Source organism: Haemophilus haemolyticus M19501 (assembly GCF_000222025.1).
Taxonomy (GTDB): Bacteria; Pseudomonadota; Gammaproteobacteria; order Enterobacterales; family Pasteurellaceae; genus Haemophilus; species Haemophilus haemolyticus_G.
In genome coordinates this window covers 289,779-313,050 of sequence record NZ_AFQO01000007.1, presented here as the reverse complement: position 1 = coordinate 313,050, position 23,272 = coordinate 289,779, and the positions used below count along the sequence as shown (strand labels likewise).

General features: G+C 38.0%; 26 protein-coding genes. 13 read left to right on the top strand and 13 right to left on the bottom strand.

The window, feature by feature from the left end:
* Positions 1-57: 57 nt before the first annotated feature.
* The 5 genes from GG9_RS04235 to suhB form a co-directional block, all read right to left on the bottom strand.
* Positions 58-1,263 (bottom strand): BaiN/RdsA family NAD(P)/FAD-dependent oxidoreductase, encoded by a 1,206-nt coding sequence (locus GG9_RS04235; RefSeq protein ID WP_005631463.1) that lies wholly within the window; start codon positions 1,261-1,263, stop codon positions 58-60.
* The gene (gene nrfF, locus GG9_RS04240) at positions 1,260-2,402 is read right to left on the bottom strand and encodes a heme lyase NrfEFG subunit NrfF (RefSeq protein WP_005631460.1); all 1,143 of its coding nucleotides are present in this window, start codon (positions 2,400-2,402) and stop codon (positions 1,260-1,262) included. Before nrfF ends, GG9_RS04235 begins: the two co-directional genes overlap by 4 nt.
* A complete protein-coding gene (locus tag GG9_RS04245) occupies positions 2,399-2,929 on the bottom strand; it encodes a DsbE family thiol:disulfide interchange protein (protein ID WP_005631458.1) in 531 nt (176 codons plus the stop codon). The genes nrfF and GG9_RS04245 overlap by 4 nt, the downstream gene beginning before the upstream one ends.
* The gene (gene nrfE / locus GG9_RS04250; RefSeq protein WP_005631455.1) at positions 2,929-4,836 is read right to left on the bottom strand and encodes a heme lyase NrfEFG subunit NrfE; all 1,908 of its coding nucleotides are present in this window, start codon (positions 4,834-4,836) and stop codon (positions 2,929-2,931) included. The genes GG9_RS04245 and nrfE overlap by 1 nt, the downstream gene beginning before the upstream one ends.
* Before the next feature lie 108 nt (positions 4,837-4,944).
* The gene (gene suhB / locus GG9_RS04255) at positions 4,945-5,748 is read right to left on the bottom strand and encodes an inositol-1-monophosphatase (RefSeq protein ID WP_005631453.1); all 804 of its coding nucleotides are present in this window, start codon (positions 5,746-5,748) and stop codon (positions 4,945-4,947) included.
* A gap of 199 nt (positions 5,749-5,947) precedes the next feature.
* Between suhB and GG9_RS04260 the strand changes: the two genes are divergently transcribed.
* From GG9_RS04260 to degS, 8 genes are all read left to right on the top strand, one after another.
* Positions 5,948-6,466 (top strand): type II secretion system protein, encoded by a 519-nt coding sequence (locus tag GG9_RS04260; RefSeq protein WP_032825078.1) that lies wholly within the window; start codon positions 5,948-5,950, stop codon positions 6,464-6,466.
* Complete coding sequence (locus GG9_RS04265) at positions 6,460-7,176, top strand: PulJ/GspJ family protein (RefSeq protein WP_032825077.1); 717 nt, start codon at positions 6,460-6,462, stop codon at positions 7,174-7,176. Before GG9_RS04260 ends, GG9_RS04265 begins: the two co-directional genes overlap by 7 nt.
* Before the next feature lie 29 nt (positions 7,177-7,205).
* Complete coding sequence (locus GG9_RS04270; protein WP_032825087.1) at positions 7,206-7,889, top strand: DUF2572 family protein; 684 nt, start codon at positions 7,206-7,208, stop codon at positions 7,887-7,889.
* Positions 7,882-8,169 carry a DUF5374 domain-containing protein gene (locus GG9_RS04275; RefSeq protein ID WP_005655928.1) on the top strand — a complete coding sequence of 96 codons (288 nt, stop codon included), beginning with the start codon at positions 7,882-7,884 and terminating at the stop codon, positions 8,167-8,169. Before GG9_RS04270 ends, GG9_RS04275 begins: the two co-directional genes overlap by 8 nt.
* 45 nt (positions 8,170-8,214) lie before the next feature.
* The gene (gene recC, locus GG9_RS04280; protein WP_005631444.1) at positions 8,215-11,589 is read left to right on the top strand and encodes an exodeoxyribonuclease V subunit gamma; all 3,375 of its coding nucleotides are present in this window, start codon (positions 8,215-8,217) and stop codon (positions 11,587-11,589) included.
* Between the two features lie 63 nt (positions 11,590-11,652).
* Positions 11,653-12,102: a transcriptional regulator NrdR gene (gene nrdR, locus GG9_RS04285; RefSeq protein WP_005631443.1), complete on the top strand. Its 450-nt coding sequence runs from the start codon at positions 11,653-11,655 to the stop codon at positions 12,100-12,102.
* A gap of 2 nt (positions 12,103-12,104) precedes the next feature.
* Positions 12,105-13,223, top strand: coding sequence for a bifunctional diaminohydroxyphosphoribosylaminopyrimidine deaminase/5-amino-6-(5-phosphoribosylamino)uracil reductase RibD (ribD, locus tag GG9_RS04290; RefSeq protein WP_005631442.1), 1,119 nt, complete (start codon positions 12,105-12,107; stop codon positions 13,221-13,223).
* On the top strand, positions 13,224-14,243 hold the full coding sequence (gene degS / locus GG9_RS04295; RefSeq protein WP_005631441.1) for an outer membrane-stress sensor serine endopeptidase DegS: 1,020 nt from the start codon (positions 13,224-13,226) through the stop codon (positions 14,241-14,243).
* Between the two features lie 73 nt (positions 14,244-14,316).
* Here the strand turns inward: degS and mutM are convergent, their stop codons facing one another.
* The 4 genes from mutM to radC all read right to left on the bottom strand — a co-directional run bounded on the left by mutM (position 14,317) and on the right by radC (position 16,501).
* Entirely contained in the window at positions 14,317-15,132 is an 816-nt protein-coding gene (mutM, locus tag GG9_RS04300) for a DNA-formamidopyrimidine glycosylase (protein WP_005631440.1), read from the bottom strand.
* A gap of 71 nt (positions 15,133-15,203) precedes the next feature.
* Positions 15,204-15,374: a 50S ribosomal protein L33 gene (rpmG, locus tag GG9_RS04305; protein ID WP_005613503.1), complete on the bottom strand. Its 171-nt coding sequence runs from the start codon at positions 15,372-15,374 to the stop codon at positions 15,204-15,206.
* An 11-nt stretch (positions 15,375-15,385) separates the two neighbouring features.
* On the bottom strand, positions 15,386-15,622 hold the full coding sequence (rpmB, locus tag GG9_RS04310; protein ID WP_005631437.1) for a 50S ribosomal protein L28: 237 nt from the start codon (positions 15,620-15,622) through the stop codon (positions 15,386-15,388).
* 213 nt (positions 15,623-15,835) lie between these two features.
* Positions 15,836-16,501, bottom strand: a complete 666-nt coding sequence (radC, locus tag GG9_RS04315) for a RadC family protein (RefSeq protein ID WP_005631435.1) — start codon at positions 16,499-16,501, stop codon at positions 15,836-15,838.
* A 163-nt stretch (positions 16,502-16,664) separates the two neighbouring features.
* Between radC and coaBC the strand changes: the two genes are divergently transcribed.
* The 5 genes from coaBC to crp are packed head-to-tail and all read left to right on the top strand — an operon-like array spanning position 16,665 to position 19,965.
* Complete coding sequence (coaBC, locus tag GG9_RS04320) at positions 16,665-17,867, top strand: bifunctional phosphopantothenoylcysteine decarboxylase/phosphopantothenate--cysteine ligase CoaBC (RefSeq protein WP_005631433.1); 1,203 nt, start codon at positions 16,665-16,667, stop codon at positions 17,865-17,867.
* Between the two features lie 47 nt (positions 17,868-17,914).
* Complete coding sequence (dut, locus tag GG9_RS04325; protein ID WP_005631431.1) at positions 17,915-18,370, top strand: dUTP diphosphatase; 456 nt, start codon at positions 17,915-17,917, stop codon at positions 18,368-18,370.
* Between the two features lie 3 nt (positions 18,371-18,373).
* On the top strand, positions 18,374-19,030 hold the full coding sequence (slmA, locus tag GG9_RS04330) for a nucleoid occlusion factor SlmA (RefSeq protein ID WP_005631429.1): 657 nt from the start codon (positions 18,374-18,376) through the stop codon (positions 19,028-19,030).
* A 21-nt stretch (positions 19,031-19,051) separates the two neighbouring features.
* A complete protein-coding gene (locus GG9_RS04335; RefSeq protein ID WP_005631427.1) occupies positions 19,052-19,303 on the top strand; it encodes a YheU family protein in 252 nt (83 codons plus the stop codon).
* Positions 19,288-19,965, top strand: a complete 678-nt coding sequence (gene crp, locus GG9_RS04340; RefSeq protein WP_005631425.1) for a cAMP-activated global transcriptional regulator CRP — start codon at positions 19,288-19,290, stop codon at positions 19,963-19,965. The genes GG9_RS04335 and crp overlap by 16 nt, the downstream gene beginning before the upstream one ends.
* Before the next feature lie 367 nt (positions 19,966-20,332).
* Here the strand turns inward: crp and rlmC are convergent, their stop codons facing one another.
* The 4 genes from rlmC to hinT are packed head-to-tail and all read right to left on the bottom strand — an operon-like array spanning position 20,333 to position 23,264.
* Positions 20,333-21,511 carry a 23S rRNA (uracil(747)-C(5))-methyltransferase RlmC gene (rlmC, locus tag GG9_RS04345; protein ID WP_005631423.1) on the bottom strand — a complete coding sequence of 393 codons (1,179 nt, stop codon included), beginning with the start codon at positions 21,509-21,511 and terminating at the stop codon, positions 20,333-20,335.
* Positions 21,508-22,560, bottom strand: coding sequence for a beta-N-acetylhexosaminidase (gene nagZ, locus GG9_RS04350; RefSeq protein ID WP_005631421.1), 1,053 nt, complete (start codon positions 22,558-22,560; stop codon positions 21,508-21,510). The genes rlmC and nagZ overlap by 4 nt, the downstream gene beginning before the upstream one ends.
* 3 nt (positions 22,561-22,563) lie before the next feature.
* Positions 22,564-22,914 (bottom strand): YcfL family putative periplasmic lipoprotein, encoded by a 351-nt coding sequence (locus tag GG9_RS04355; RefSeq protein WP_005631419.1) that lies wholly within the window; start codon positions 22,912-22,914, stop codon positions 22,564-22,566.
* Positions 22,914-23,264 (bottom strand): purine nucleoside phosphoramidase, encoded by a 351-nt coding sequence (hinT, locus tag GG9_RS04360; protein WP_032825076.1) that lies wholly within the window; start codon positions 23,262-23,264, stop codon positions 22,914-22,916. Before hinT ends, GG9_RS04355 begins: the two co-directional genes overlap by 1 nt.
* Positions 23,265-23,272: the final 8 nt, after the last annotated feature.

Genomic DNA, 23,272 nt, shown 5'->3' with positions numbered 1-23,272 from the left:
TACTTCCTTATTTTATGATTTAATTAAAAGAATTCTAACGTATTTTCTACACCCCTTCTATTTTTCACTAATTCCTTGTGAACAAGCATAAGCTGAACTCCACGCCCATTGGAAATTATAGCCACCGAGCCAGCCCGTTACATCTAATACTTCACCAATAAAATATAAACCGCTGACTTGATTACTTTCCATTGTTTTAGAAGAAATTACTTTAGTATCCACACCGCCCATTGTGACTTCAGCCGTACGATAGCCTTCTGTGCCATTTGGAGTAAATTCCCAGTGATGAATAAAATCCACCAGATTTTTTACCCGCACTTTACTGATGTTAGCGATAACTTCATCCTGCACAAGGCCTTGTTCAATCCAAAGCTCAACCAATTTTTTCGGCAATAATCGAACCAAGATGGTTTTCAACATTTGTTTTGGCGAATGCTGTTTTGCTTGATTAATTTCCTCTTCTAAATTGTGGTTCGGTAATAAATCGATTTCCACTGACTCAATTGGCTGCCAATAATTAGAAATTTGCAACACCGCAGGGCCTGAAATACCACGATGAGTAAACAAAAGCTGATTATGAAAAGATTTTCCGCACTGTGCCGTGATCGTGACTGGCAAGCTAATGCCTGAAAGTGCGGTTAAAAATTTATCTGTTTCTCGATAAGTAAAGGGCACCAAACTCGCGCGAGGCGGAATAACGGGAATGCCAAATTGTTCTGCAATTTGATAGCCAAATGGCGTTGAGCCAAGCCCTGGCATAGAAAGCCCGCCTGTGGCAACAATCAAATTTTTACATTGCCATTGGGTTGAATTTACCTGTAAAACAAACCGCACTTTTTCATCATTTTGAATGCGTTCAACTTGAGAAACTTCGCTACGCAATAAAATCTTAGCACCATATTTATCGCATTCAGATTTCAGCATTTCAACGATTTGTTCTGCGCCCTCATCGCAAAATAATTGCCCCAATTCCTTTTCGTGATAAGCAATCCCCTGCTCCGCCACTAAAGAAATAAAATCCCAGTTGGTATAACGAGCTAGTGCCGATTTGACGAAATGAGGATTTTGCGAAAGATAATGAGCGGGCGTAACCTCTAAATTGGTGAAATTACAAAACCCACCGCCCGACATCAAAATTTTACGTCCGATTTTTTTGCCGTTATCGAAAACTGTCACCGACTTGCCTAACTTAGCCAACTGTGCGGCACAAAATAATCCTGCCGCACCCGCACCAATAATAATGTTTTCAGAATATTGGCTCACGGATTTTGCCCTTTTTCACCACGTTGTAAAAAATCCAACATCTTCATTCGTTGAATAACTGAACGACGATCCACTGCCGCATTACCTGAATCTAATAACTGCTGTAAATACGCACCGGCTTGTTGATATTGACGATTTTCTAAGGCAATCGTCGCCAACAAAGAAAGGCTCGATACTTCATTTTTATCTTTTGCCAAAGCTTCATTCAAAAGTTGCTCGACTTTTGCTGTCACTTGCTGACCTGCTTGATAATAAAGTGCGGTGGCTGCCAAGCCTAAAATATTAGGTTTACTGCCTGATATTTTTTCCGCATTAGAATAAGCCACAAGCGCACTATCAAATTCATTATTCTGCACATAGGCTTCCCCAAGTTGAAGCCAAGTTTCCGCATTATTCGGATCAGTACGCAGTTTATTTTGGATCTTCTCAATTACATTTTCATTTTTGTGTTCATCATTCATTTCAACATTTTGATTATGTTGCTCAATCATCGATTGCTCGCCTTGTTGAACACGACTAAAACGATTAAGAGAAAAATAATAAGCGGTTGGAATAGCGATGAGTAAAGTAAAAAGCACAAAATAAATTTTGCTATTCACTTTTCCCCTAGAAAGTTTACTTGGCTCCCCTTGCTTGCGGGGGGAGCTGCCAAAGGCTGAGGGGGGAGAAACTATTTCATCATTCTCTGGTTGTTGTGTAACCACTTTTTCTGAAAACTGTTTTTTTCTATTTGATAAATAAAGCAATACAGCAGCCAAAATTAAAAGCGCGACTGGCAACAGCCACAATAACGCCGTATTCCATTTGAATGGCGGTTTGTAATTCACAAAATCGCCAAATCTAGCCGTCATTTGATCGATAATTTGCTGATTAGTTTTTCCTTCGTCCACCATTTTGTACACTTCAAGACGCAAGTCATAAGCAATTGGCGAATTAGATTCCACCAAATTTTGATTTTGACATTGTGGGCAGCGTAAAGATTTTGCCAACTCTACGGCGCAAGTACGATCATCTTGATTTTGGAATTGATAGGTATCCACCATTTCCGCTTGAGTAAACAAGGAAAATGCGAATAAAAGTGCGGTTGCAAAAACAAATGTTTTTTGAACTCGAGTAAAAATATCTAATAGGCTTTTCATTTATTCTTCAATGCTTCAATTTTTGGCAAAAATACCGTTTGCCAAGTTTCTTTATCCAATAAACCAGAATGGCGATAACGAATCACACCATTTTCATCCAAAAGATAAGTTTCTGGCGCGCCATCCACGCCTAATTTGAGGGCAAGTTCTCCCTGACTATCATTAATGGTTAAAACGAACGGATTGCCCATTCGCTTAAGCATTTCAATGCCATTTTGCGGATTGTCGCGATAATCTACACCCACAATAGGCAAGTTTTTTGCAATCTCAATTAACAACGGATGCTCTTCCTTGCAATAACCACACCAACTGCCCCACACATTTAATAAAAATGGCTGTTTAGGAAAATCTTTCGGGCTTACGATTTGTGATGGCTCATGTAAATTAGCCTGATAAAACTCTGGAACAGGTTTATCAATTAAAGCCGACGCAATTTTTTTTGGATCTTGATTTAACCCAGCAATTAATAATACACACACGCCTAAAAGCACAAAGAGCGGTGCAAAAAAGAGAAGTTTTTTGTTCATTATTTTTCCTGTTTTCTGCGTAATCCGAAGACGCTAAAAAGTGCGCCAAAGGCCATTAAAATACCGCCAGCCCAAAGCCAACGAATCAGCGGTTTATAATGTAAGCGGAAAGTAAATTCTCCTTTGCCGAGAGAATCTCCCATCACAATATATAAATCGCCCCAAAAACCGCCATTAAGCCCCACTTCACTCATTGTCATTGTACGAACATCGTAATAACGGCGTTCGGGGATAATTTCTGCATAAGGTTTACCATTTTCAGTTACATCAAAAAAGGCAACTTCTGCCGTAAAGTTCGGTCCGATTTCATTAGAAAATTGGCGATAGTGAAATTCATATTGTCCCAGCGTTTGACTTTGTTGCGGTGCTAAACGCACACCAATTTCACTGCCAAAATAACCACTCATTACCGCGCCAATAGTCACAATCGCCACACCACAGTGGGCTAAAATCATACCAAATTGAGACAAACGAATTTGTCGCCAATTTTGCCATAAAGTGACTAACAAAAGCCAAATCGCAAGAGTTAATAACACAAAAGCGAAAGCGTGAAAATTCAACGCAGAATTATGGCGTAGCTGTTGCCAAATCATCAAGCTGGCGAGAATCAAAGACGGAATAAGCAACCATACGCAACGTATCAATAATGTGCGATCAAATTGCACCCAACGAATGGTAAGGGAAACCACCATTAAGATTAAAATCACCGTAATGATTGGGAAGAAAATACTATTAAAATAAGGACTTCCCACCGAAATTGAGCCCCAATTCATCGCTTGGAATAACATTGGGTAGAAGGTGCCTAAAAAAGTAGAAACAGTGGCAATGCTAAGCAAAATATTCAGCAATAAAATGCCACCCGATTTAGAAATGAACTGAAAATTCACCGCACTTTCTGATGAACTGCCCGCACGCAAAGCGAATAAACCAAAGGCTAACACTGTTAAAACAAAGAAAATTAATAACAACACATAACCGCGCGTGTTATCCAATGCAAAAGCATGCACAGAAGTGAGCGCACCAGAACGAACAATAAACGTGCCTAATACGCTAAAGGCAAAAGCAAGCAGAGAAAAAAGCGTTGTCCAATAATTAAATACGCCTTGTTTTTCTGTTGCCATTAAACTATGTAATAACGCCAAACCAAGCAACCAAGGCATTAAAGACGCATTTTCTACGGGATCCCAGAACCACCAACCGCCCCAGCCGAGTTCGTAATATGCCCACCACGCACCAAGCACAATTCCAATGGTTAAAAATAACCAAGAAACCAACACCCAGCCACGCATTGAGCGTGCAATTTGTCGTGCTGACTGGTTATAAATCAACGCACTCAAACTCATGGCAAAATTCACTGCAAAGCCCACATAGCCAACGTATAACAAAGGTGGATGGAAAATAAGTCCCACATCTTGCAACATTGGATTGAGATCGCGCCCTTCTGCGGGAGCTGGGAAAATGCGTCCAAATGGATTGGAATAAAATAAAATAAACACCGCAAAACCAAAGCAAATCAATCCCAATAAAGATAAAGATTGAGCGGAAAAAGTGTGGTTATTTTTTCGATTAAAAAAAGCAAAAGCAGCAAGCCATAAACTCAATGAAAATAACCAAAACAACATTGAACCTTCATGTCCACCCCAAGTGGCAGCCACTTTAAAAAATGTAGGTAATTGAGAATTAGAATGTGCCGCTACATATTCAAGGGTAAAGTCATCTGCCGCAAAAGAATAAGCAAGCAAACCAATTGATAACGTCGTCGCAAGGGTAAAAATATAACTCAGCGGCCAAGCGGCATTAATTAAAGTAGGATTCTTTTTGAATAACCCAAATTGGGTCACTAATGCAAGAAAAAACGCGCTAGCTGTTGCGAGTAAAAGAAGGAAAAAGCCAAGTTCTGGAAGCATAATGTCATCGTTTTTTTCGTTGATGCGCAGATAAAGTCGCTAATCAAGTATGTTTCATTAATAAAATTAAAAATAGCACCTTGATAGGTGCTATTGTACTTATAAAAATTAATGATTAAATTCAGCACCTAAACAAGGGCGGATTTTATTTAACATTTCTTTTATTACGCGTGATGGGGCTGCGATGATATTGCCACTGCGTAAGTAGCCATTACCTGCATCAAAATCACAGACTAAACCACCTGCTTCACGCACGATTAAATCGCCAGCTGCGCAATCCCAGGCTTTTAAGCCCATTTCAAAATAGCCATCAATACGATTTGACGCCACATAGCATAAATCTAATGCAGCGGAACCCGTGCGACGGAAATCCGCAGCATCTTCAATTAAGGCATTCATCATTGCAAATTGAGTTGGCATTAATTTTGGTTGTTTGAATGGAAAACCAGTGGCTAAAATTGAACCTTGAAGTTCACGTTTACTATCTACACGTAAACGTACTTCATTTAATTTTGCGCCTTCGCCACGCACAGCAGTAAATAATTCATTGCGGATTGGATCGTAAACAACCCCGACTTCAGTGCGATTTTTTACACGAACTGCGATAGACACAGAAAAGTGGGGAAGTCCTGTCATAAAATTCCGGGTACCATCTAGAGGATCAATAATCCATTGTACATCGCTATCTTTGCCTTCAATTGCGCCTGTTTCTTCCGTAATAATTGTGTGATCAGGATAAGATTTACGAATAACTTCAATGATTTCTGCTTCAGACGCTTTATCAACGTTTGTCACATAATCATTAATACCTTTTTGTGTGCTTTCGATCGCATCACGGCGTTCATAATTTTTAGCAATCACATTGCCCGCTTTTCGTGCCGCACGAATAGCGATATTTAACATTGGATTCATATTTCCACCAGATTTTAAAGAACAGAAAAATTCCGCGTCATTATAGCGAGATTTGCCAAAATAACCAGTTGAAAATCATAAAACAATGGTTTTTATAGGTTTTCAGGAAAAGTTTACGATACAGATCGCAAAAATAGCATAAAGTGATTTTTCCATTAATTATTTACCATTAAAGTGCGGTAGAAAATTGGAGCGTTTTATGCAGAAAGGTATGACATTAGTGGAATTATTGATTGGGTTAGCCATTATCAGCATTGCGCTGAGTTTTGCCATGCCATTATGGCAAACAGATTCACCTAAAACGATTTTAGCCAAAGAGCAACATCGCCTGTATTTATTTCTACGCCAAATTCAGGCTCGGGCAGAAAATTCATCGGAAGTGTGGTTTTTACTTATCAATCGTAATCTTGCAACACAACAATGGTGCTTAACGGCACAAGTAAAAAATGATCAAACTTGCGATTGTTTAAACCCAACAAACTGCCCGAAAGAAGCCTATGCTCATTTTTACTATCCTTATTTTCCTCAAAAAACGATGATTCAAAGCCATTATATTTATCCCAAAGAAATCACGAGGTTTTATGGTGCTCGTAATACCAGTGTTACTCGTTGTTTTATTCTACAAGCAGAAAATGAACGTACATTATTTTCATTTTTCAATGTTGGCAGTATTCGTTTGAAAACCAATCAGGCGGCTAGTGCATGTAATCAATCATGAAAACATTATTAAAAGGGCAAACCCTATTAGCACTGATGATTTCGCTAGCATTGTCGTCTTTATTATTGCTAAGCATTTCACATTTTTATGTGCAAATACAAACACAAAATCAACACATGTTATTGCATTTAAAACTACAAGCAGAATTACAACGAACATTACAGCTCATCGGTAAAGATCTTCGGCGATTGGGATTTAGAGCATTAAATACAAAAGGAACAGAAAGCAATTTATCTTTATTTGAATTAGATGAACAAGGCACTGCCATTTTCATTAGCCAGGAAGATAACGCCCCACTTAATAGCTGCGTGTTGTTCTTTTATGATTTAAATAAAAATGGGTGTATTGGCAAAGATTCACCGAAAACCTGTATGAAAAATGGGAAAAATACATCCAAAAACAGTACAGAAGAATTATTTGGTTATAAAGTGAGTAACAAAATGATAAAAACCAAACTGACTTATCAAAGTGTTATTCCTACTAATTGCACAGCAGAAACTTGTAAACGTGCTTTTCAACAAACCGCTTGTAACGCTGGGGGCGGTTGGACGGATTTATTAGACAACAATGAATACGAAGTCACTACCCTACAATTTAATTGGTTAATCGAAGGCAAAGGATTAGAAATCAAGCTAAAAGGAAATTTAAAACAAACCCCAAACATCAGTTATGAAACATCCCTTGTTGTTGCGCTATGGAATCAAAAATAATGGAATCAAAAATAACGGAATCAAAAATAATGACAATGCAAAAAGGCATTATTACGCTGACTATTCTAATTTTTATTTCAGGCTTATTAACTGTAATCCTATTATTAGATGACAGTCATTTAAGTTTTTTTCGTGCGCAACAAAATCAACGAAAACATTATGTGGAAAGAACATTACAACTGCAAAACATGACAGAGGAGAAAAAACAAACCGCCTGTCTTGATTTACCGTTAAATAATAATGAAAGTGTAAAGCAAATCAGCATCACGCTTGATGGCGCCACCGATGCAATTCAATATTTTCTTTGGTGTGAAAGAATGAGTCTATTTAAAAAATCGCCTAAAAAGGGAGATAATCAAGGTGCATTGAAAGATTTTGTGACTGGCGAAAAACTTGCCTATTTTCGACCGCACTTTTCTTCCCCACCCAGAATTTTAAACGCGAATAAAATGCCTAAACTTTATTGGTTTTCAGATTCACAAGCAGAAGTTGAAATTAATGGCACCGTATCTGTCATATTAATTGCAGAGGGCGATTTAAAATTGACTGGCAAAGGGAGGATTAGTGGCGCAGTGATTACCAGTGGGAATTTAACTTTAGATGGCGTAACTTTAGCTTATGGGAAAAAGACGGTGGTTGCTTTAGTGCAACAATATAGTCAGTGGCAGTTAGCAGAAAAAAGTTGGAGTGATTTTAATGTTCAGGATGAATAAAGGAATATCTTTTATTACATTGTTATTTTCTTTAACTTTATTTAGCGTTTTATTTCTTGTTTTTAATCAATGGACGGCAAGCCAAAGAAAAAGTGCGGTGAAAACTTATCAAGATTTTCAGGCAATACAGATTGCGGAGAATCAAGCTCAACGCCAATTTTTAGGGTTAGCTTGTGAACAATTGATACAACAAAATGGCTTAACTTTTCGTATTCAATGTGAAAATGAACGTATTATTGTGCGTTATCCTACGAGTGAAATTTTGATAAAAACTCAGTAAAATGGCGTTGTTTTTTCTAGGTTAAATCATCAAAAGGTCGCCATTGTGTTCATTGTTTATTATTCCAATCAACTCGAAAAACAAAAAGAAATTCTTTCGTCCTTATTCAAATCTTTACCGCCTGAAGATCCTTTTCAGCAGGATATTATCTTGGTGCAAAGCCCGGGGATGGCGCAATGGCTGCAAATTGAATTAGCGAAAGAAACAGGCATTTCAGCGAACCTCAAATTTCCTATGCCAGCAAGTTTTATATGGCAACTTTATGCTCAGAACTTACCCGCAACGGCATTGGAAAACCCTTTTGATAAAGATTCAATGACATGGCGCTTAATGCGCTTAATCCCGACTTTTCTTGAGAAAGCAAGTTTTTCACCTTTACGCAATTATTTAGCGTCCTCGCCTCATTCTGAACAATACAAACTTTATCAACTCAGCAGCAAAATTGCCGATTTATTTGACCAATATTTAGTTTATCGACCAGAATGGATTTTTGCTTGGGAAAAAGGCGAAGATGAACAAATCACCGCTCAAATACAAAAACAGCAACCTAACCTCAACAATACGTTGTTTGAGCAAATTCAAGGCAATACAAAATGGCAAGGTGAGTTATGGCGTGCATTGGTCGTCGATATTAAATCAGATGTGGGTGATGCTACCCATCGAGCGGCTTTGCATAATCAGTTCTTAGCCTTGCTTGCCGATAAAAAAGCACCGAAAAAATTACCTTCACGCATATTTATTTTTGGTATTCCTGCGCTCCCAACTGCTTATCTCAATATTTTGCAAGCGATGTCATCAGAAGTGGATATTCATTTATTTTTTAATAATCCATGCCAAGAGTATTGGGGAGATATTAGCGATTTACGCCTCGATTATTTGCGTTCTCGCAAGCGTTATCAATTCAATAAACAAGATGAAAATCAACCGCTCTTTTCCGAGGATCAACTTTCTCAACTAGAAAACGCTCAGTTTGATGTCACTTACCAAAAAGAAAACCTTCAAGTAGGTAATCCGTTACTGGCGGCTTGGGGAAAGATGGGGCGAGATTTTATCTATACATTGGTGAGAGATGAAGAATATATTCCAACTTATCCCGTCAATGCCTATCAAGAAATTGAATCGAACAGTTTACTTGGACAATTGCAGTCTCAAATTCTGCATTTAGAAAATAAACCGCTAAATATCGCAAAAAATGACCGCACTTTAACCCTACATTCTTGCCACAGTGCTATGCGGGAAGTGGAAGTATTGCACGATTATTTACTGGATTTATTCAATCAAGATCCTAACCTTACGCCAAAAGATGTGGTTGTTATGGTGGCAGATATTAACCAATACACACCTTATATTCAGGCAGTTTTCGGGCAAAAAAATGGGGATGCGCCACAAATTCCATTTTCACTTTCAGATAATAAACTTTCAGAAAACGATGTGTTGGTCTCAAGTTACTTAACTTTATTACGCTTAAAAGAAAGTAATTTTAGTGCAGAAGATGTCTTAGCATTGTTGGATATTCCTGCGATGCGAGAACGATTTAATATTTCTCTTGCTGATTTACCATTAGTGCGAGAGTGGGTGGCGGATTCAGGCATTCGTTTCGGTTTGCAAAAAAATCAAGATGGTATCAATTTCAATTCTTGGCAGGCTGGATTAGAACGAATGATGTTAGGTTATGCAATGCGTGAAGAACACGGCATTTGGCAAGATAGTCTGGGGTTAAACAGCAGCTATGGCTTAAAGGGTGAACTTGCTGGAAATTTATCTCACTTTTTCACCGCACTTTCCGCGCTGCATGAAACGCTGCAACAAGCACATTCCATCGAAAAATGGCAAGAGATTTTAACCGCACTTTTATCGGATTTCTTCGTGCAAAATGAAGACACAAGCGACACGATTTTCTATATTCAAGAGAAAATTAATGAATTAGCTGAGCATCTAAAAACGCTCCATTTTAATGAAGAATTACAAGCAGAAGTGATTGCTGATGTCATCACAATGAAATTAGAAGATTCACCAAATAGCCTCAAATTCCTTGCAGGGAAAGTAAACTTCTGCACCTTATTACCAATGCGTTCTGTGCCATTCAAAGTAGTTTGTTTGCTTGGTATGAATGATGCGGATTACCCTAGAACACAAACACCAAACAGTTTTGATTTAATGCAATATCATCATCAAAAAGGTGATCGTGTCCGCCGTGATGATGATCGCTATTTGTTCTTAGAAGCCTTATTGGCAGCACGTGATTATTGCTATATCAGCTATGTTGGCCGTTCCATTACAGATAATCAACCGAAAGAACCTTCTGTATTAGTAAGCCAACTCCTAGATTATATTAATCAAGGGCAAACCGAACATACTCTTACGGTGATTGAGCATCCAATGACCGCATTTAGCCCAGATAATTTCAAATATAACGAGAAATTTACCCGCTCATTTGCGACAAAATGGTTGCCAATAGCGCAATTTGACGCGAGTGCTAGCAATTCAGAATTTGCCGTCACCATGACAGAAAACCCAGAAAAAATCGAAGAAATTGAACTGGATCGTTTAGTCAGCTTTGTGGAAAACCCAGTGAAATTTTTCTTTGAAAAAAAACTCGGTGTCTATTTCCGAGATGAAGATGATCGTATTGCCGACAGTGAAAACTTTACCTTAAGTGGGTTAGATAATTACGCGCTCAATAATGACTTAATCTACCTTGATGAACAAAATTTTGCTGATTATTTTAGACAAGCAGAAGTAAAAGGCGTGTTACCTCGCGCCGAGTTTGGAAAGGTTTATGCTGAAAATATTCGCGACAATGTTCTTGAATTTAAAAAGAAAATAGCGGATCTTGACGAAGCTAAACATGCTTCCGTCGATTTCAATCTCTCCGTAGATTGGCAAAATGAAAATCAAAAAATCCGTCTATTTGGTTATATGGAGCCTTTATTTGGCGATGATTCACAGGTGATTCAGTGGCATTTTGCGAAATACAAAGATCGCTATTGCATCCGTCCTTGGATTTATTATTTGATTCAATGTGTCACACAAGAAAATGCGGTACCACCAAAATTAATTACACAAGATCAAGTTATCGAATTACCGCCTATTGAGCGTAAAACCGCTCTCGCTCAATTACAAACTTACGTAAAAGATTATTTACAAAGCCAAATAGAAATACAATTAGTGCCAACCATAAGAAATATTAATGATTTTATTGTGAATGATGAAAGTGCGGTAGATTTTGACAATATTTCTACAAAACTTCAGGAACTGGGCGAAAACAGCAATTACGGCGCTCAAGTAGATCCATATTGGTCACGCATATTGGCGCAGACCTCAAGATTTGAACAACCTGAAAATATTAAAAAATTATTAAAACAAACAAAAGATTGGTTTGGCTTATTATTCGTACAAAAGAAGACAAGAAAGGCATAAAGCTAATCGTCAAAGAACCGATTTTTTGCTAAGATAAGTGCCCTTTTTTACGGAGAATTGTCTATGCGCTGTCCATTTTGTTTTACAGAAGAAACCAAGGTAATTGATAGCCGTTTGGTATCGGATGGCTATCAGGTTCGCCGCCGCCGTGAGTGCGGCCATTGTCATGAGCGTTTTACCACCTTTGAAACAGCCGAATTAATCGTACCAAAAATTATTAAAACTGACGGCACTCGAGAGCCGTTCAATGAAGATAAATTACGCAGTGGTATTCAGCATGCGTTGGAAAAACGCCCTGTAAGTGCGGATGATGTTGAACAAGCAATTAACCATATAATTTTTCAATTACGTGCGACGGGTGAACGTGAAGTACCAAGTAAACTGGTTGGAAAACTTGCGATGAATGAGTTAAAAGAACTCGATAAAGTGGCTTATATTCGTTTTGCATCGGTCTATTTGAGTTTTGATAACATTAATCAATTCACCAAAGAAATTGAGAACCTAAAGGATTAATCATGAGCGAATTTTCCGCACAAGATCACAAATTTATGCAACTAGCCTTGGATTTAGCCGCCAAAGGACAATATACCACCACACCGAATCCATCGGTGGGATGCGTATTGGTAAAACATGGTGAAATTGTGGGGGAAGGCTTCCATTTTAAAGCGGGGCAACCTCATGCTGAACGTGTTGCCTTAGCTCAAGCGGGTGAAAATGCGAAAGGAGCAACCGCTTACGTCACCTTAGAGCCCTGCTCTCATTATGGTCGCACACCGCCTTGTGCATTAGGATTAATCGAGGCTGGAATAGTGAAAGTCATTGCTGCTATGCAAGATCCTAATCCTCAAGTCGCAGGAAAAGGTTTGAAAATGTTGTCTGATGCTGGTATCGAAAGTGCGGTGAATTTATTAAACGATCAAGCGGAAAAAATAAATAAAGGCTTTTTAAAACGAATGCGTCAAGGTATGCCTTTTGTTCAACTCAAACTTGCGATGAGTTTAGATGGGAGAACTGCAATGGCAAGTGGAGAAAGTAAATGGATTACGGGTTCAGATGCTCGTTCAGACGTACAAAAAATGCGTGCAAAATCATCCGCACTTTTATCCACTTCTGCGACAGTACTTGCAGATGATCCAAGCCTTAATGTACGCTGGGATGAATTCCCTGAAAATCTTAAAACAGAATATAAAAAAGAAGATCTTCGCCAGCCTGTGCGTGTCATTTTAGATTCACAACATCGCATTCAGCCGACTCATAAACTTTTTTTAACTCATTCTCCCGTTTGGCTAGTTTCTAATGAACCACGAGATTTAACAGGCTTTCCTGATTTCTGCGAACAAATTATTCTTCCAAAAGAAAATTTACTAAAAGAATTAATGCGAGAACTGGGAAAACGCCAAATAAATATGCTTTGGGTAGAAGCTGGAGCAAATTTAGCGGGTAGTTTAATTGATGCGAAATTAGTGGATGAATTGATTATTTACGTTGCGCCAAAATTACTTGGCGACAATGCTCGTGGTCTATGCCAATTACCGAATTTAACTAAACTTGCCGATGCACCATTATGGCAACTCAATGAATTAGAACAAATCGGTAATGATATAAAATTAACTTACACACCGAAAGGAATCTAAATGCTTAAAAAACTTTTCCATTCCGCACTTTGGGGCTTGGCTGCTGCGGGCGTGATTTTGTTTGCGGTTCCAAGATTGAATAACAGCAACATCTTCACTACTGATGATATTGTATCATTCAAAAATGCCGTGCGTATTGCCTCTCCAGCAGTAGTGAATGTTTATAACCGCTCTTTTTCTTCCAGCATTAATGATAATGAGCAACTACAAGTGAATAACTTAGGTTCTGGCGTGATTATGAGCAAAGATGGCTATATTCTGACGAATAAACACGTTATCCAAAATGCGGATCAAATTGTAGTAGCGTTGCAAAACGGAAATATTTTTGAGGCCAGCCTTGTTGGTTCAGATAATCTCACTGATCTCGCTGTTCTCAAAATTCGTGCAAATAATCTTTCAACTATTCCACAAAATTCAAATCGTCAAGCTCACGTAGGCGATGTGGTATTGGCAATCGGTAATCCTTACAATTTAGGACAAAGTGTGTCTCAAGGTATTATTAGTGCAATAGGGCGTAATGCGGTAGGCGATTCGGTGGGCAGACAAAATTTTATTCAAACCGATGCTTCAATTAACCGCGGAAACTCAGGTGGTGCTTTGATTAACTCTGCAGGGGAATTGGTTGGAATCAGCACGCTAAGTATTGGTAAAACCGCAAATGAAATCGCAGAAGGACTAAATTTTGCCATTCCAATAGATATTGCAAATGACGTACTACATAAAATTATGCGTGATGGACGTGTGATTCGAGGTTATTTTGGTGTACAAAGTGATATTAGTTCAAGTAATGAAGAAGGCATAGTGATTACAGGCGTAAGCCCGAACAGCCCAGCTGCGAAATCAGGTATTCAAGTTGGCGATGTGATTTTGAAATTAAATAATCAAGAGGGGATTTCAGCCCGAGAAATGATGCAAATTATCGCAAATACAAAACCTAATTCAAAAGTTCTTGTTACTATTTTACGGTTAGGCAAAATCTTACAAGTTCCTGTTGTCATTGAAGAATTCCCAGTAAATTAAAAATAGCGGTCTATTTTGACCGCTGTTTTCATTATATTTAATACTTGTTTTTCAATTTGAAAATTTATTTGTTTTAGCCCATTTTCTGACATTTCGGGCAAAAAAAGCTATTACGCTGCCCAATAACTAAACTTTCAATTTTTCCACCGCACTTTGGACAAGGTTTATCTTTATTGCCATATACCAATAATTCTTGTGCAAAATAACCTGGGCGACCATCTGGCTGTAAAAAATCTTTAAGTGTCGTTCCGCCTTGAATAATGGCTTTTCTCAAAACATCTTTAATCGTGTTCACTAAGGAAATACATTGATTGCGGGTCAAATTTTTAGCGAGTTTAAGTGGATGAATACCACAAATAAACAAACTTTCATTCGCATAAATATTTCCAACACCCACCACCACAGCGTTATCCATCAAGAAGGTTTTAAGTGCGGTTGATTTTTGACGAGATTTTTTGAAGAAATATTCTGCATTAAATTCATCAGAAAGCGGTTCAGGCCCTAGCTTTAAGAAAAGATGAAAGTTATCTAAATTTGCAGTCCACAACCATGCACCGAAACGACGCGGATCGTTATAGCGTAATAATTTGCCATTGTTCATCACAATATCAATATGATCATGTTTATCTATTGCGCTATCCTGTGGCACAATTCGCACCGAACCTGACATGCCCAAATGCCCGATGATATAACCTTTTTCCGTGTGAATAATCAAATATTTTGCTCGACGAGTGAGATCGACAATTTTTACATTTTTTAGCGTTATCAATTCCTCTGATACGGCCCAGCGCAATTTAGGCTGGCGCACGACAACTTTCTCAATCGTAAAATTCTTAATATAAGGGCTAATACCACGTAGTGCAGTTTCGACTTCAGGAAGTTCCGGCATGATTTGTTCCTTAATAAATCTGGGATACAAAAAAACCCGAACAATGTCGGGCTTTTTTCAAATCAGCAAAATTATTTGATTTTTGCTTCTTTATAGATAACGTGTTTACGCACTACTGGATCAAATTTTTTGATTTCCATTTTTTCAGGCATATTACGTTTGTTTTTATCAGTTGTGTAGAAGTGACCAGTCTCTGCTGTAGAAACTAAACGGATTTTCTCACGAGCGCCTTTAGCTGCCATGTTTTAGCTCCTTAGATTTTTTCGCCACGAGCACGGATTTCAGCTAACACTGTATCAATGCCTTTTTTATCGATAATACGCATACCTTTCGCAGTTAAACGTAAGGTCACGAAACGGTTTTCACTTTCAACCCAGAAACGGTGAGTGTGAAGGTTTGGAAGAAAACGACGACGTGTCGCATTCAACGCGTGTGAGCGGTTGTTACCCACAGCTGGACGCTTGCCTGTTACTTGACAAACTCTAGACATAATAATCTCCAATAATTAAATATAAGCTCGAGCTTACGGTTCGGATTGTTTAAAGCCAGTTAAAACCAGCTTGCTACCTCGTCAGGTCGCGCTAATCCGACCCGCTTACTATATTAAAGGTCGCAAATTATACTGGCTTTGTTTTCATTTCTCAAGTGCAAATGCGATTTTCCTGAATGTAATCGGTAAAAAAATGGTCAACATTATAAAAATTTATAATAAAAAGTTCTCTGCAAAAGAATAGCAATCTGTTTTTCCGACAATTAAGTGATCAAGTACTCTAATTTCCATTAATTCTGCAGACTCCTGAATTTTTTTAGTAATAAGCTGATCCGAATAACTCGGCTCCGTTATACCTGAAGGATGATTATGCGCCAAAATTAAAGCAGCCGCATTACAATAAAGTGCTTCTTTAATAATTTCTCGAGGATAAACAGCAGATACATTAATTGTACCTAAAAATAACCGCTCTTTTTTAATCAGACGATGTTGATTATCTAAAAATAAAACCATAAACACTTCTCTTTCCTCATGTTGCAATTCAGTGAGTAAAAAAAGTTTTACCGTTTCAGGATCATTAATAATCGGCGTACTTAACATCTCTTGCTTTAAATAACGCTTGGTCATTTCCGTAATTGCTTGCAGTTGAATAAATTGCGTAATGCCTAAGCCTTTTACAGAACAGAAGGCTTTTTCATCCGCAGAAAGTAAAGCATGCAAGGAACCAAAATGTGATAAGACATTTTTCGAAAGCTGAATGACTGGGCAGCCTTTTATGCCAGTTCGTAAAAAGATCGCCAGCAATTCATAATCAGCGAGAGTTTCTACGCCAAATTTAAGCAATTTTTCCCGTGGCATTAAATCATCATTGTTTTCCATAAAATATTGAACGCAAAATAGAAAAAATTTTGACCGCTCTTTTCTTGTTTTACGAGTAACTTATACAAAGTCTGCGACATATATCGCAAAAATAGCATTGGGCATTCTATAAAATTAAAGTAAAATAACAGAATTGTGGCTAAGCACTAACAAAGGTTGAAACATGAAATTAAACGGAAAGCATATTGTAGTCGGCATAACTGGCGGTATTGCGGCCTATAAAACAATAGAGTTGATTCGTTTATTACGCAAAGCAGAAGCTGAAGTACGTGTAGTATTAACCCCAGCTGCAGCAGAATTTGTTACTCCTTTAACGCTTCAAGCCATTTCTGGCAATGCTGTCGCACAATCTTTACTTGATCCACAAGCTGAGCTGGCAATGGGTCATATTGAACTTGCCAAATGGGCTGATGCCATTATTATTGCGCCAGCTAGTGCAGACTTTATTGCCCGTCTTACTGTAGGCATGGCGAATGACTTACTTTCAACAATTTGTCTTGCGACTGATGCGCCAATTTTTCTTGCCCCAGCAATGAATCAGCAGATGTATCGCCAATCCATTACTCAACAAAATTTAACGGCTCTTCAAACGCGTGGAATTGAGCTTGTTGGCCCGAATAGTGGTTTTCAAGCTTGCGGCGATATGGGGAAAGGACGTATGTCAGAACCAGAGGAAATTTTTACCGCTCTTTCTGACTTTTTCTCTCAAAAACAAGATCTACAAGGATTAAATGTCGCTATTACAGCAGGCCCAACGCGTGAGGTAATCGATCCAGTTCGTTATATTTCTAACCATAGTTCAGGCAAAATGGGATTTGCAATTGCTGAAGCATTTGCCGAACGTGGGGCAAACGTCACGCTGATTTCAGGGCCAGTGAATTTAACAACACCCAAAAATGTAACTCGAATTAATGTCATCTCAGCACAAGAAATGTGGCAAGCCTCTCTTGAAAGTGCGGTGAAAAATCAAATTTTTATTGGTTGTGCGGCCGTTGCTGATTACAGAGTAGCTGAAGTTGCTGACCAAAAAATCAAAAAATCTGGAGATGAAATATCTATCAAGTTAATTAAAAATCCCGATATTATCTCAGATGTAGGACATTTAAAAACACATCGTCCTTTTACTGTTGGATTTGCGGCCGAAACCCAAAATGTTGATGATTATGCAAAAGATAAACTTGAACGCAAAAATCTTGATATGATTTGTGCCAACGATGTATCTGGCGGACAAGTTTTTAACGCAGATGAAAATGCCTTGCAGCTTTTTTGGAAAAATGGTCATAAAAAATTATCGCTAAAATCAAAAGTGGAACTTGCAACTGATTTAGTTAATGAAATCATCGAACGCTATCAAAAAACCTTATAATTCCAACCGCACTTTTACCTAAAAATGAATTTCAAACGGAGTATTACATGAAAAAAATTGACGTAAAAATTTTAGATTCTCGCATTGGAAATGAATTTCCTCTGCCAACTTATGCAACTGAAGGTTCGGCAGGTCTTGATTTACGTGCATTAATCGATGAAAGCTTTGAAATTCAACCCGGTGAAACCAAATTAATTCCGACGGGGCTATCAATTTATATTGCGGATCCAAATTTAGCGGCAGTGATTTTGCCTCGCTCGGGTCTTGGTCATAAACACGGCATTGTGCTAGGAAACCTTGTGGGATTAATTGACTCCGATTATCAAGGGCCATTAATGGTATCAATGTGGAACCGTGGAAATGAGCCATTCAAAATTGAAGTCGGCGATCGCATTGCTCAACTTGTTTTCGTGCCAGTAGTACAAGCTGAATTTAATATTGTAGAAGATTTTCAACAAACCGAACGTGGTGAAGGCGGTTTCGGTCATTCAGGTAAACAATAATTTATGGTAGAAGAACAATTATCTTTATCAGGCGTGGAAGAGATTGCGCCTAAAATTGAAACACCCAAAATTGAAAAAAGAACGGTAAAAGAACGTCGTCAACAAGTGCTTACTGTGTTGATACATATGCTTCATTCCGAACGCGGCATGGAGCGAATGACAACGGCTCGTCTAGCAAAAGAAGTGGGGGTGTCTGAAGCTGCGTTATATCGTTACTTTCCAAGCAAAACAAAAATGTTTGAAGCCTTAATCGAGCATATCGAAAATACCCTATTAAGCCGTATTACCGCTTCTATGCGTAACGAAACCCAAACAATGAATCGCATTCATGATATTTTACAAACGATCTTAGATTTTGCCCGTAAAAATCCTGGCTTAACTCGAATTCTAACAGGTCATGCATTAATGTTTGAAGATGCGCAATTGCAAGTTCGAGTCGCACAATTTTTTAATCGTCTTGAAATGCAGTTTGTCAATATTTTACAGATGCGAAAATTGCGTGAAGGATGCGGCTTTAATGTGGATGAACGTATAATTGCCTCGCATTTAGTGACACTATGTGAAGGACAATTTATGCGCTATGTTCGTACTAACTTCCGTCTGAATGCAAGCCAGTCTTTCGAACAACAATGGCGTTTTATCGAGCCACTTTTTGCCTAATTGACTTTACCGAGTAAATATATGATTATTCCTTGGCAAGAACTAGAAGCAGAAACATTAGATAATATCGTAGAAAGCGTAATTTTACGCGAAGGAACCGATTACGGTATAGAAGAACTTTCACTCAACCAAAAAAAACAACTTTTACTGACTCAAATTCGCAATGGAATTGCGGTGATTGTATGGTCTGAATTGCATGAATCCATTGACATCAAAAATAAAACGGAATTTTTGAAACAGGAATGTAAGGAGCACGAATGTCAAATGAATTAACCGAAATTGATGAAGTTGTCACCTCCTCTCAAGAAGAAGAGGCAACTCAACGAGATCCAGTTTTAGATTGGTTTCTTACTCACTGCCATTTACATAAATATCCCGCAAAATCGACTTTAATTCATGCAGGTGAAGATGCAACGACACTTTATTATGTCATTAAAGGCTCTGTAATGGTGTCAGCAAAAGATGATGAAGGTAAAGAGATGATTCTCACTTATTTGGGTGCAGGACAATTCTTTGGTGAGGCTGGATTATTTGATGAAGGTTCAAAACGCTCTGCTTGGGTAAAAACAAAAACAACATGTGAAATTGCTGAGATTTCTTATAAAAAATATCGCCAATTAATTCAAGCAAACCCAGAAATCTTAATGTTTTTAACCGCGCAATTGGCAAGACGTTTACAAAATACTTCACGCCAAGTCAGTAATTTAGCATTCTTAGACGTGGCAGGTCGTATTGCTCAAACGCTAATGAACTTAGCTAAACAGCCTGACGCAATGACACATCCTGATGGAATGCAAATCAAAATTACACGTCAAGAAATAGGGCAAATGGTTGGTTGCTCACGAGAAACTGTAGGACGCATTATTAAAATGTTAGAGGATCAGAATCTTATCCATGCTCATGGAAAAACAATCGTTGTATATGGCGCAAGATAATTTTTCATCATAATTTATTCAAAATAAAACCACCCAAAAATCAATTTGGGTGGTTTTTGTTTAATTAGAAATAATATTCAAAACATTAATTGACAATTAATATAAAGGATTCTATCATTACTCAACTTCTTACAAATATAGTGGGAAGACAGGATTGGTCTCCTGATATAGTGGCTTTTAAAGGTTTATAACCTTATTGCATAGTTTTATGCCGCAAAAGCTAGAACACCAAGATGCATTTTCTAATCTATGGTGGGCTAGGTAGAAATCCCGCAGGGATGCGTGCAGTAAGCCACTTGCTGTTAAGACCAATTCTGCTTAGTTCCACCACCCTTCTTTCAAATTCCCTAGCTTTTTCTATCTCACCTTAATTAATCTTTTTTATTTCTAGTAAAACTAATACTTCATAGTGAGATGTTTGCGGAAACATATCAAAAAGTTGAATTTTCAATGGTTTATAACAAGTGAGATACTGTAAATCTTTACCCATTGTCACGGCATTACAGCTGGAATACAAGATAAAGTGCGGTTGAATTTGGTTAAGAAATTCACTTAATTCCTTTCTAATTCCACGACGTGGTGGATTTACAATCACAAGATCTGGCTTATTCTTATCCTGATTTTTCATCACACTCGCCGCATCGAGAGATTGGAAATTTATATGTTCTAACCCCAATATTTTAGCGGAATGACTCGCTGCAAAAATAGCGGATGAGGAAATTTCAATTCCAGTTAACTCTATATTTTTTCCCCATTTTTCCTGTAAAGCTTTAGCACAATGTAAGCCAAATCCCCCCACGCCACAAAATAAATCCCAGATTTTATAGATTGGTAATTCCCTCACCCATTGCTGAGCGGTTGCATATAATCCCGCAGCCACTTTAGGATTGGTTTGAAAGAAACCTTGTGGGCGAATAAAGAGCGGAATACCGTTGAAATTCTCTGGCAAAAATTGTTGTTCTGTCAGAAAAGTTTCTTGTTCACCTTCTAAAATGGCTGCGTGTTGTGGTTGTAAATTAATGCCAACCACTTCTAAGTGCGGTAATTTTTCCAATAATTTGGGTAATTCTCGACGAATTAATGGCAATTTATTTTCTGTGCGCAATACAAAGCGCAACATTAATTTTCCCGTCGCAATACTTTCTGTCAGCAAAATATATTTAAGCTCACCTTTTTGTTTAGCAATGTTATAAGGTACTAAACCAGCACGACCAATAAAATCCTTCAAAACCGGAAAAATCAATGAAAAATGAGTTGGATAAAGGGGACAATCACACAAATCAATCGCACTTTGCGGATCATTAGGATTTTTTAGAATGCCAAGTATCGGGCGTTCAACACTACCACTAACAACCATCTTAGCTTTATTACGAAAGCCTTGTTCATCAGATTGAAAAGGAGCCAACCATTGCGCTCCATCGCAATTAATAGAAATCAGTTGCTGCTTTAAATGATGTTGTTTTTCAGTTAGCTGCTGACTATAAGGTATCTCAAGCCATTGACAAGAACGACATTCATTTTGTTGATAGTATCGACAATCAATCATTTTCTTGCAGCCTGAATATCTAGCCAACGGCTTTGAATATCTGCGAGATTTCGGTGATTCAATTTCCAACGTTGATCTAAAACCAAGTCATTCCACTTGATCACTCTACGTTTAAATAAATTTTGTAATCGAGCTTGACGAGCCATAAAGTGCGGTTCATTTTCATTAATTTTTAGATTATCTAATACTTGAATGACACCTTCACGTTCATTGCACAGTAACAAAAGATCACAACCTGCATTCAGTGCTTTTTTGCTACGCTCCACAAAATCGCCCATTACACCTGCGCCTTTCATACCGAGATCATCGGAAAAAATCGCACCTTGGAAATTTAATTGTTTTCGTAAGATTTCTTTCAACCAATATTCTGAACCACTTGCTGGTTGACTATCACATTGTCTATAAATGACATGTGCAGGCATAATGGCATCGAGTTTATTTTGTGAAATCAACTGCTGGAAAGGTTGGAGATCGCCACTAAAAATTTCGTCTTTTGCGCGATCATCATAAGGTGTTTCTAAATGAGAATCGGCTAATACATGGCCATGACCAGGGAAATGTTTACCTGTAGATGCCATACCTGCTTGATGCATACCATCGATAAAAGCGGCTGCTAAATTTACCGCACTTTTTACATCAGATGAAAAACTGCGATCACCAATCGCTCGACATTCATGCCCCAAATCCAGCACCGGCGCAAAACTTAAGTCAATATCCAAGGCAATCATTTCTGCTGCCATTTGCCAACCTGCTTCTTTAGCAAAACTCACTTGTTCAGTTGTGGACAGTGTTTCTTGAAAAGCCTGCATTGAAGGCAACGTTGTGAATCCATCACGGAAACGTTGAACTCGTCCACCTTCTTGATCCACCGTAATCAATAAAGGCTTTTTCACTCGCTGACGAACAGAACGAATTAATTCTTGAATTTGTTCTCTGTCTTCAAAATTTCGAGTAAATAAAATCAATCCTGCAACAAGAGGGTGAGAAAGTAACTCAACTTCCTCTTGTTCCAACTCTTTTCCTTTTAAATCAATTAACAACGTGCTCATAAATTATTTTAAATAAAGGCGATAATTTTTACTTTCTACAGTGGGTTTAATTAAATCGATCGATTTCTCTTCTTGTGGTTTTAGCAACAATTGAGCGGAATAGCTCTCTTGCTGATTTTCCCAAGTTTGGGTTACTCCTAAATGATCGTACCAATATAAGTAGTAACTTATATTCAAAAGTTGCTGACTTTTATTTTTTATAAGCGCTGATTTTTGACTCGTTTCAACTTGAATTAAAGGTGAAAGATTAGATGTGATATTTAAAATCGGCTTCGTTGAATAAGTTAAGTTTTCTACTGAACTTGAACAAGCAGCGAGCACAAGGCTCGCCAAAATTAAAAAATATTTTTTCATTATTTCGCTAACATTCTACCTAAAGGTTCACCACCGACTAAATGCATATGCAAATGGAATACTTCTTGCCCACCATGTTTATTGCAATTCATAATTAGGCGATAACCGTCTTCTGCAATGCCTTCTTCTTTAGCGAGTTTAGCCGCCACGCTAAATAATCGACCTAGCGATACTTCATCTTGCTCCGTTACATCATTCACTGTTGGGATTACTTTATTTGGAATGATCAAAATATGTGTTTTAGCTTGTGGTGAAATATCACGAAACGCTGTGACTAATTCATCTTGATAGACAATATTTGCAGGAATTTCTTTACGGATGATTTTACTAAAAATTGTTTCTTCTGCCATTGTTTGCT

What these genes read in the sequence shown, in the direction of transcription:
- suhB (WP_005631453.1), bottom strand. Translation starts at nt 5,748, where the DNA reads ATGAATCCAATGTTAAATATCGCTATTCGTGCGGCACGAAAAGCGGGC.
- crp (WP_005631425.1), top strand. Translation starts at nt 19,288, where the DNA reads ATGTCAAATGAATTAACCGAAATTGATGAAGTTGTCACCTCCTCTCAA.
- GG9_RS04245 (WP_005631458.1), bottom strand. Translation starts at nt 2,929, where the DNA reads ATGAACAAAAAACTTCTCTTTTTTGCACCGCTCTTTGTGCTTTTAGGC.
- nrdR (WP_005631443.1), top strand. Translation starts at nt 11,653, where the DNA reads ATGCGCTGTCCATTTTGTTTTACAGAAGAAACCAAGGTAATTGATAGC.
- dut (WP_005631431.1), top strand. Translation starts at nt 17,915, where the DNA reads ATGAAAAAAATTGACGTAAAAATTTTAGATTCTCGCATTGGAAATGAA.
- nagZ (WP_005631421.1), bottom strand. Translation starts at nt 22,560, where the DNA reads ATGAGCACGTTGTTAATTGATTTAAAAGGAAAAGAGTTGGAACAAGAG.
- degS (WP_005631441.1), top strand. Translation starts at nt 13,224, where the DNA reads ATGCTTAAAAAACTTTTCCATTCCGCACTTTGGGGCTTGGCTGCTGCG.
- GG9_RS04275 (WP_005655928.1), top strand. Translation starts at nt 7,882, where the DNA reads ATGAATAAAGGAATATCTTTTATTACATTGTTATTTTCTTTAACTTTA.
- nrfE (WP_005631455.1), bottom strand. Translation starts at nt 4,836, where the DNA reads ATGCTTCCAGAACTTGGCTTTTTCCTTCTTTTACTCGCAACAGCTAGC.
- coaBC (WP_005631433.1), top strand. Translation starts at nt 16,665, where the DNA reads ATGAAATTAAACGGAAAGCATATTGTAGTCGGCATAACTGGCGGTATT.
- radC (WP_005631435.1), bottom strand. Translation starts at nt 16,501, where the DNA reads ATGGAAAACAATGATGATTTAATGCCACGGGAAAAATTGCTTAAATTT.
- rlmC (WP_005631423.1), bottom strand. Translation starts at nt 21,511, where the DNA reads ATGATTGATTGTCGATACTATCAACAAAATGAATGTCGTTCTTGTCAA.
- slmA (WP_005631429.1), top strand. Translation starts at nt 18,374, where the DNA reads ATGGTAGAAGAACAATTATCTTTATCAGGCGTGGAAGAGATTGCGCCT.
- rpmG (WP_005613503.1), bottom strand. Translation starts at nt 15,374, where the DNA reads ATGGCAGCTAAAGGCGCTCGTGAGAAAATCCGTTTAGTTTCTACAGCA.
- GG9_RS04270 (WP_032825087.1), top strand. Translation starts at nt 7,206, where the DNA reads ATGACAATGCAAAAAGGCATTATTACGCTGACTATTCTAATTTTTATT.
- GG9_RS04335 (WP_005631427.1), top strand. Translation starts at nt 19,052, where the DNA reads ATGATTATTCCTTGGCAAGAACTAGAAGCAGAAACATTAGATAATATC.
- nrfF (WP_005631460.1), bottom strand. Translation starts at nt 2,402, where the DNA reads ATGAAAAGCCTATTAGATATTTTTACTCGAGTTCAAAAAACATTTGTT.
- hinT (WP_032825076.1), bottom strand. Translation starts at nt 23,264, where the DNA reads ATGGCAGAAGAAACAATTTTTAGTAAAATCATCCGTAAAGAAATTCCT.
- GG9_RS04260 (WP_032825078.1), top strand. Translation starts at nt 5,948, where the DNA reads ATGCAGAAAGGTATGACATTAGTGGAATTATTGATTGGGTTAGCCATT.
- ribD (WP_005631442.1), top strand. Translation starts at nt 12,105, where the DNA reads ATGAGCGAATTTTCCGCACAAGATCACAAATTTATGCAACTAGCCTTG.
- GG9_RS04355 (WP_005631419.1), bottom strand. Translation starts at nt 22,914, where the DNA reads ATGAAAAAATATTTTTTAATTTTGGCGAGCCTTGTGCTCGCTGCTTGT.
- mutM (WP_005631440.1), bottom strand. Translation starts at nt 15,132, where the DNA reads ATGCCGGAACTTCCTGAAGTCGAAACTGCACTACGTGGTATTAGCCCT.
- rpmB (WP_005631437.1), bottom strand. Translation starts at nt 15,622, where the DNA reads ATGTCTAGAGTTTGTCAAGTAACAGGCAAGCGTCCAGCTGTGGGTAAC.